6 protein-coding genes and 1 pseudogene are annotated in these 5,105 nt (G+C 69.1%); 2 read left to right on the top strand and 5 right to left on the bottom strand.

The window, feature by feature from the left end; translation table 11 throughout:
* Window positions 1-628, top strand: a 628-nt coding sequence (locus B7Z66_15835) for a hypothetical protein (protein OYV74620.1), incomplete at its 5' end; no start/stop codon positions are given.
* Between the two features lie 27 nt (window positions 629-655).
* On the opposite strand, the gene B7Z66_15830 is transcribed toward B7Z66_15835, so the two are convergent.
* The 3 genes and pseudogenes from B7Z66_15830 to B7Z66_15820 all read right to left on the bottom strand — a co-directional run bounded on the left by B7Z66_15830 (window position 656) and on the right by B7Z66_15820 (window position 3,355).
* Window positions 656-1,489, bottom strand: a complete 834-nt coding sequence (locus B7Z66_15830; GenBank protein OYV74619.1) for a hypothetical protein — start codon at window positions 1,487-1,489, stop codon at window positions 656-658.
* A pseudogene (locus B7Z66_15825) lies at window positions 1,486-2,411 on the bottom strand (ABC transporter). The gene B7Z66_15830 and the pseudogene B7Z66_15825 overlap by 4 nt, the downstream one beginning before the upstream one ends.
* Window positions 2,408-3,355 (bottom strand): hypothetical protein, encoded by a 948-nt coding sequence (locus B7Z66_15820; protein OYV74618.1) that lies wholly within the window; start codon window positions 3,353-3,355, stop codon window positions 2,408-2,410. Before B7Z66_15820 ends, B7Z66_15825 begins: the two are co-directional and overlap by 4 nt.
* A gap of 221 nt (window positions 3,356-3,576) precedes the next feature.
* Between B7Z66_15820 and B7Z66_15815 the strand changes: the two genes are divergently transcribed.
* Window positions 3,577-4,332 carry a hypothetical protein gene (locus tag B7Z66_15815; GenBank protein OYV74617.1) on the top strand — a complete coding sequence of 252 codons (756 nt, stop codon included), beginning with the start codon at window positions 3,577-3,579 and terminating at the stop codon, window positions 4,330-4,332.
* A gap of 198 nt (window positions 4,333-4,530) precedes the next feature.
* Here the strand turns inward: B7Z66_15815 and B7Z66_15810 are convergent, their stop codons facing one another.
* Together B7Z66_15810 and B7Z66_15805 are read right to left on the bottom strand one after the other, a co-directional pair.
* Complete coding sequence (locus B7Z66_15810; protein ID OYV74616.1) at window positions 4,531-4,785, bottom strand: hypothetical protein; 255 nt, start codon at window positions 4,783-4,785, stop codon at window positions 4,531-4,533.
* Between the two features lie 27 nt (window positions 4,786-4,812).
* Window positions 4,813-5,105: hypothetical protein (locus B7Z66_15805; GenBank protein ID OYV74615.1), on the bottom strand; the 293-nt coding region annotated here is incomplete at its 5' end.

Below are 5,105 nucleotides of genomic sequence, written 5' to 3'. Positions count from 1 at the left end.
CGGCGTGCTGTTCCTCGACGAGATGCCGGAATTCCCGCGCTACGTGCTCGAGGCGCTGCGGCAGCCGATGGAGGACGGGCGGGTGGTGATCGCGCGGGCCATGCAGGCGGTGGGGTTCCCGGCGCGGTTCACGCTGGTGGGCGCCATGAACCCCTGTCCCTGCGGCCACGCCGGCGACCCGTCGCGCGCGTGCGTGTGCGCCGAGAGCGAGGTGCAGCGGTACCGCGCGCGGCTGTCGGGGCCGCTGCTCGACCGCATCGACATGCACGTGAGCGTGGGCGCGGTGCCGATGCAGCTCTTCGGCGACGTGTCGGCGGCCGGCGAGCCGTCGGCGGCCATTCGCGCCCGCGTGCACGCGGCGCGAGCCCTACAACGCGAACGATACGCGAAGTTGAATAGCGCCCGGTGCAACGCGCATGCGAGCGGCCGGTGGCTGGATCTGCACGGCGGGCTCACGCGCGAGTCCCGGGCCATGCTCACCAGCGCGGCCGACGCGCTGCGCCTGTCGGCGCGCGCGTACCACCGCGTCATCAAGGTGGCGCGGACGATCGCCGATCTGGCCGGCGATCGAGACGTGGGCGCGGCGCCGGTGGCGGAGGCGCTGCGGTACCGGCCGCGGGTGGGGTAGGGACGGGGGTGCCCCACCCTCGGCCGTCTACAGGTCCCGCTGGTTGAAGTGGTACAGCGCCACGGCGAGCGCCAGGCCCAGATACACCGCGGCGTACGCCATGGCCGTGAGGCTCGGAATTGACACGTTGGCAAACGGCGAGAACGAGAGCGACCCCGCCAGGGGCGTCTGCATCTGGTACGCGGCCCGTCGCCAGAGCGACTCGCCCGGCATGAGCAGGCTGGACACGATCCCCAGCGTCACGATGTGCACGCTTTGCGAGAATCCGCTCACCTGTTCCAGCCACCCGCCCATGAACGCCACGCCCTGCAGCCCCAGCACCAGCACGCCGTTGGTGAGCGTCGAGAACCAGGTGCCGAACATGAACGTGAGACCGAGTGCCAGCGCGCACTCGAAGATGACGAGCAGCAATCCGCGCAGGGGATGCTGCGGGAGCACGCCCGTGGTGGCGTACGCCACCCAGATCGTGGCGTAGAAGGTGACCACGACGTACGCCGAGATCATCGCCACGAACCCCAGGAACTTGCCCACCAGGATCTGCCAGCGCGCGATGGGCTTGGTGGCGATGGCGTGGATGGTGCCCGAGCTGATCTCGCCGGCGAGCGTGTCGATGGACGTGAGGATGGTCAGCACCACGGCCAGCAGGTCGCAGGTGTAGAGGCCGATCATGAGCATGCCGGCTTCCACCTGATAGCGCACGAAGGGCGACATCGCGCGCCCCTGGAATTCCATCACCTGCAGGTGCATCGCCACGGCGAACACGGTGAGCAGCAGCGCTCCGGCCACGAGTGCCGTCCAGAGAATCTTCCGCCGCGCGGCCTCGCGCAGGGTGAGGCCGGCCATGATCCAGATCGCCTTCATAGTCCGCGGTCCTCCCCCATGAGCGTGACGAATACCTCCTCGAGCGACAATCGCTCCGGGTCACCCGGAACACATCGGCCCCCGTTCGCACCAGATGCCGCACCACGTCGGGCAGGACGCTCTCGGCGGACACGCTGAACTGGAGCTGATCGCCGTCCAGCCGGGGCACCGAGGTCCACGGCGCGAGGCCGGCCAGGGCGTCACTCGACACGTGGCGGGCATGCACGACCACGCGCGTCTCGTCCTGCCAGCCCGTGCCCAGGTCGCGCGTGGCCACGACCTCGCCGTCGCGGATGAACGCCACCCGGTCGCACGTCACCTCGATCTCACTGAGCAGATGCGAGTTGAGAAACACCGTGGCGCCGCGGTCCCGTTCGGCGCGCAGAATGTCGCGCACCATGCGGCGCCCCATCGGGTCGAGCCCCGACGTGGGCTCGTCGAGGAAGATGAGATCCGGCTCGTGCACCAATGCCTGGGCCAGCCCGATGCGCTGCAGCATGCCCTTGGAGAATCCGCGCAGCGTGCGGTGGCGGTGCGGCGTGAGCCCCACCAGGTCGAGCACATCGGGCACCCGCGTCCGCAGTTGCGCCGCGGTCATCCCGCACAGGCGCCCGTGCAGTCGCACCAGTTCCGTGGCGGTGAGCCACTCGTAGAAGCGGAAATCCTCGGGCAGGAAGCCGATGTGCCGGCGCACCTCGACGTCGCCCACCGGGGCGCCGAGCACGAACGCCGTGCCGGCGGTGGGGCGTACCAGGCCCAGCAGCATCTTGATCGACGTGCTCTTGCCGGCGCCGTTGGGCCCCAGGAACCCGAAGATCTCGCCGCGCGGCACGGCGAGCGTGAGGCTGCGCACGGCCACCTGCGGTCCGAATACCTTGTGCAGCGCATGCGTCTCGATGGCGAGGTCCGTGGATGCGGTCATGGGGCGGTCCCCGCGTCGGGCATGGAGTTGGCCAGCGGGACGGCGTCGGCGGAGCTGCCGTAGCCGATGAGCGAATACACGCGTCCGCCGGCGGTCCACAGCAGTTCGTACGTGGGCCCGCGCCGGCCGGCGGTGTTGAGAAGCATCCCGGATGCGTGGTGCACCCGGACCATCTGGTACGACCGGATGAAGCGCGGCATCGTGAGCGCGAGCGCGGCCGGCCAGGGGAACGCCTGCTGGAAATCCCCGGCTTGATTGGGGCTCATCCCGGCCACTTCCACGGCCACGCGGGCCAACTGCTGCATATCGAGCCCGGGCGGCACCTGGGCCGCGACCATGGGACGCTGCTCGAGGATCACGCAGTCGCCGTTGTCGGTGGACGCGGGCGGCCGCTGCGCGATCTGATTGGTGAGCGTCTGCCCTTCGTCCACGGGACAATGGCCGTACCGGGCGCGGATGGCGGCCGGGGTGTCCACGGTGAGCGTGGCGCCGTCGATCGCCGCCGGCAGCGGCGTGGCGGACAGCCCCGCTTCGGTGAAGATGGTGCGCAGTCCGCTGCGGTTCACCCGCATCGTGATCGAGCGCGCGCTCTCCACCGAGAGCGTGGGCGGATCCTTGCGGGCGACCGGCAGCAGCGGCGTGAATCCGGCGAGCCGCGCGGCGGCCGCCGCGTCGGCCACCGACGTGTCGCGTGCTTCGCGCGTCACGTGCGCGCTGTCGGCCAGCATGCCGGCCACGGCGTCCTGCAGCCGGCGCGAGCCAGTGGGCCCCGAGAACGCGGGGACGGTGACGCTCACCCCCTGCGGGCGGGCGATGCGCAGCGCGGCAAAGAGCTGTCGTCGCGCGGTGCGGCCTGTCGCGGTGACCGCGAGCCACAACACGATCGCGAGTGGAATGATGGCCAGCCAGCGCCATCGGCGCGGCCGGGTAGCGGACCCGTCCATGGGGAATGCCTCTATCGCGCGCATCGGGGGGAGGCCGCATGTTGCGATGCGGCTGCGAAGCGATGATAGGGGTCGTGCACGGCGCGCGGTAGTGAGAACTTACGAATGCGCCGTGATTGTCAGCCTGGTGTCAGCTTGGGCGGGTGCTGCGGTATGAGATGGTATATTCAGGCGAGACACGGCTCCGTGGAGGCTGCGTGAGACTCGGCAGGGTCCTGGCGATGATCGTGATCGTCGCCACGTGGTGCCCGTTGCGTTCGGCGTTCGGCCAGCGCGTGGTGGTCCGCGTCCTGGAGACAACGACGCGGACGCCGATTGCGGGAGCGTCTGTGGTCCTGGATGACTCGGCGCGCCTGGGGGCCACGGATTCGGCCGGCGTACTGCGCGCGGCTGGGGTGACGTCCGGGAGGCACGCGCTCAGGGTGGGAAAGATTGGCTATCGGCCGACGGTCACCACGGTGGAGGTGCGTGCCGATGCGGTGGCGCCTATTCAGGTGCTGCTCGACGTTCTGCCCGTGGACCTTCCATTGGTCGCCGTGAACGCCCGGAAGATCGATATGCGGATGTCGGACTTCGAACGTCGCCGAGCCGACGGTGGCGGGACGTTCTTCACTCGCGCGCAACTCGACAGCAATGCGGGCCGAACCGTTGTGGACCTGCTGCGCGCCCGCAGTGTTGCCCACTTTGTACGCGCCGAAGACGGCTCGGAATACCTTGCCTCCGCCACGCAGCAAGGACCGGACGAATTTCGCGGACCGCCGCGCCCATGCTTCGCACAGATCTTCGTGGATGGCATCAACGTCTATACGCCGGACCCCAACATGCCGAGCGTGCTTCCGCCCGACCTCCGCGACTTCGGCGTGTCAGACCTGGATGCGGTGGAGTTCTACTCCAGCGTGGCGCGCACGCCGCCGGAATTTCGGTCGGGTGCACCGGCGTGCGGAACGCTTGTGGTGTGGAGCCGCACGGGCCGGTAGCGCGCTCCGCTACGGCCGGTGCGGCTTCGGAATAGGCAGCGCGGACTTCTGCGCGAACACCGCGGTCACGCCGCCGCGCGTGTCGCAGCGGTCAGTGGCGCGAGTGTGGGCCGGGGTCGCGTGTACTGCTCTGCCTTGGGCGGCGACGCATGGGGATGATTGGCATCGCGCGAATCAGCGCGTGGAGTGGATGCATGGTCATGGCATCACCGTGAAGGTTTTGGTATACGACTTGTAGGTGGCGGCCGTGATGGTGGCGCTCGCGATGCCTGCGCTGAGCGCCTTCACGTAGAACGTCACCGATTGCGCGCCGGCGGGCACCGTGATGCTCGTGATCACCGCGCCGCCCGACCGGAACTGGATATTGGAATTTGGCGTCAGCGTCCACGTCGTGGCGGCGAGGACGTTGCGTGGGGTCGTGGCCGGGTCGCGCGCATGAAGCGTGACGGCCACCGAGTCACCGACGACGAGCGACGTGGGTCAGTTGCCGATCAGGTCGACGCGTCCCGAGTCGACGATTGTGTACGCGGTGGCCGAGTTGTGGAGCGGCGGCGCTCGACCGCGCACGACACGCCGACGCACAGCAATCAACTCGATCAAGCCAAGTTTGAACTCAGTCTGATCGGCCGCGACTGGCTGGACACCATGCGGATTCTCGAACTCGCACAGCTCCGAATGCACATGCGCACGTGAAACCGCCGCGCCAACCGCCGGAAGATCCGGATCAACTGGCGCTCTACCCGCACGGATGCCCGGGGCACAGTTGCGTATAC

Source organism: Chromatiales bacterium 21-64-14 (assembly GCA_002255365.1).
Taxonomy (GTDB): Bacteria; Pseudomonadota; Gammaproteobacteria; order 21-64-14; family 21-64-14; genus 21-64-14.
This window is presented reverse-complemented; position numbering and strand designations above follow the sequence as displayed.

Bases quoted from the DNA above. Each gene is read 5' to 3' on its own strand.
- B7Z66_15830 (OYV74619.1), bottom strand. From the start codon at position 1,489: ATGAAGGCGATCTGGATCATGGCCGGCCTCACCCTGCGCGAGGCCGCG.
- B7Z66_15820 (OYV74618.1), bottom strand. From the start codon at position 3,355: ATGGACGGGTCCGCTACCCGGCCGCGCCGATGGCGCTGGCTGGCCATC.
- B7Z66_15815 (OYV74617.1), top strand. From the start codon at position 3,577: ATGATCGTGATCGTCGCCACGTGGTGCCCGTTGCGTTCGGCGTTCGGC.